This window comes from bacterium (assembly GCA_030247525.1).
Lineage (GTDB): Bacteria > Electryoneota > JAOADG01 > JAOADG01 > JAOADG01 > JAOTSC01.
The window spans coordinates 1-2,412 of sequence record JAOTSC010000274.1 but is presented as its reverse complement, the minus strand read 5'-3'; the positions used below and the strand labels follow the sequence as shown (position 1 = coordinate 2,412).

Sequence of the window (2,412 nt, the reverse complement as noted above, 5' to 3'; positions counted from 1 at the left end):
CATATACGGATACCACGACCACCAAAGATCAATCTACAAAATCGATAATGTAGTGCCGAGCATTGGCGCGCTCGCCCAATGCACAAAATCATTATACCAGATGGCAAGGAACGCAGCAATCAACACAGCGAAGTTGGTACCCCACCGGAATCGTCGAAGTGGCAGCGGGGCACGGTTCAGCGTTTCTTTCTCGCCGATTCGCGTAATAAATGCGTTGGTTTTCATCAGGATGTCCATGATCAGCCCACTGAAGAAACAGTGTACGAAGAAAACGAGCAGGAAATCGTTGAAGAGTTTTCCCATCGACCCGTCTCCGAGCACCAATTGGAACATGGCAAGCAGGATCCAAAACGGCATCGATAATGTTGCCCAAAACATCCAGCCGTTGCGTTCCGCCATCACAGTTAAGGCAAACCGGAAGTCGGTAGTCAAGGGGATGCGGCGGACGGGAGCGCCACAAGACGGACACGTGATGACCGTTAGCTTATCGGGAACGGAACCTTTACATTTCGGGCAGCGCATGATGTTTCCTAAGTTTGATTGGATTCCGGGGAATGTTAACAACAACTTTCAAGATACGTTGCTCCTGCAGTAAATTCAACAATTGATCACGAATCTGAAAAGTGGGAGTGACTGGACGTCACATCCGCTAATTTTAGACAAAACAGCACACGAGACATCGAGTGGAGAAAAGTACTAAAACTGCTTTCATTATTGGGACTTCCGGCATTGGGAAGAAATTGTTCTTGCCACTATCGGAACTCGGGTTTACCGATGTTGTGGTCACATATCATTTGGATAACTCCGCTGCTGATGAATGGACTCACTCCGCAATTCCATTAGGAATCCGGGCGACCGCAATCCAATTGGATGCTACCGACCCCGCTTCTGTGAAAAAAATCGTAGCAGATACGGTGAATGCGATTGGTCGGATTGACGCAGTAATAGTTTTACTTGGATCATTTCTCAGCAAACCGCCAACCACATATTCCCCGGAGGAATGGCAGTCGCTGTTTGCAACCAATGTCCATGCCCCATATTACATTGCTCAGCAAACCCTGCCTCATTTAGAAAAGACGCACGGTTCCTTGTTGTTCTTCGGGGTTGCCCATGCCGACCAGTTACATAGCCAACCAATGACGATGCCCTATGCAGCAGCAAAAACTGCACTACTCGTAATGATGCGGACACTTGCCCGCGTGGAAGCACAGTTTGGTGTTCGTATCAACATGATTTCTCCCGGTTTGATCGATAATGGAAAACAAGCGATTACTGATTTTGATAAAATTGTGCCAAGCGGAAAAGCCGGGACAGCAGAAGACATTAATGCGGCGGTTCGGTATTTACTTTCGGAACAGGCGGTTTACGTTACCGGTACCAACTTGATTGTCTCCGGTGGTTGGGCGATTTAAATAATTTGTTAATAAATGGAATGGAGTGTGCGATGGCTTCTCCCCGTTGGGAACATGATGATCGATTAGGGATTCCGGCACCCGGAACCGGTTTCGCGATGGAGCGGTTATCGGCACTCATGGCGCGATTGCGAGCTGACGATGGTTGCCCTTGGGATCGGTCGATGGATCATCGAAAGCTCCGGCCATATCTTTTAGAAGAAACCTATGAGGTATTAAAAGCACTCGACGATAACGATACCGACGAACTAAAAAAAGAATTGGGTGATTTACTTCTACAAGTTGTATTTCATTGCCGGTTGGCAGAAGAAGAAGAGCGGTTTACTTTTTCCGATGTTGCCAATGCTACCGTAGCAAAGTTACTGGAACGGCATCCTCATGTTTTCGGCGACGCCACCGCGAACAGTGCCAAAGAAGGATTGGCGAACTGGGAAGCGAGCAAACAACGGGAAGGGAAGAAACTGTTTGCCGGCGTACCGAAAGAGCTGCCAGCGTTGTTACGGGCGTATCGAGTGCAAGAGAAAGCGGCTAATGTCGGCTTCGATTGGGAAAATCCCGATGATGCCTTGGCAAAGTTAGAAGAAGAGTTGATTGAACTGCACGAAGCGGCGAAGAATCACGCACAACTTGTCAACGCTACCCCTGTCGAGCTTGCTGAGACGAAGCAAAAGTGGGAAGAAGAGTTGGGAGATGTACTGTTTTCGGTAGTAAACGTTGCCCGCAAACACGGCTTTAATCCGGAAGATGCACTACGAGTTACGATTGATAAGTTCGAGCGAAGGTTCGGTTACATCGAGGATACGATTCGTGAGCGAGGAGAAACACTTCAACAAGTGGGACTTACGGAAATGGATCGGCTATGGAACGAAGCGAAAACCTTCGAGAAAAAATAGTTTGCTATGGTGTAATGTATTTATGTCAAACAATTAATCTGTGTCACATAGATATAATTGACATTTGCAATCTCAACTTGGATTTTGTTCATCCTTCCAGATAGATT

General features: G+C 47.4%; 3 protein-coding genes. 2 read left to right on the top strand and 1 reads right to left on the bottom strand.

Translation table 11 applies throughout. The annotated features are described in order from the left end of the window. Window positions 1-33 precede the first annotated feature (33 nt). Window positions 34-522, bottom strand: coding sequence for a hypothetical protein (locus OEM52_14905; GenBank protein ID MDK9701423.1), 489 nt, complete (start codon window positions 520-522; stop codon window positions 34-36). A gap of 161 nt (window positions 523-683) precedes the next feature. Here OEM52_14905 and OEM52_14900 point away from each other — a divergent pair, with 161 nt between their 5' ends. After that, complete coding sequence (locus OEM52_14900) at window positions 684-1,412, top strand: SDR family oxidoreductase (protein ID MDK9701422.1); 729 nt, start codon at window positions 684-686, stop codon at window positions 1,410-1,412. Between the two features lie 32 nt (window positions 1,413-1,444). After that, on the top strand, window positions 1,445-2,305 hold the full coding sequence (gene mazG, locus OEM52_14895; protein ID MDK9701421.1) for a nucleoside triphosphate pyrophosphohydrolase: 861 nt from the start codon (window positions 1,445-1,447) through the stop codon (window positions 2,303-2,305). Window positions 2,306-2,412: the final 107 nt, after the last annotated feature.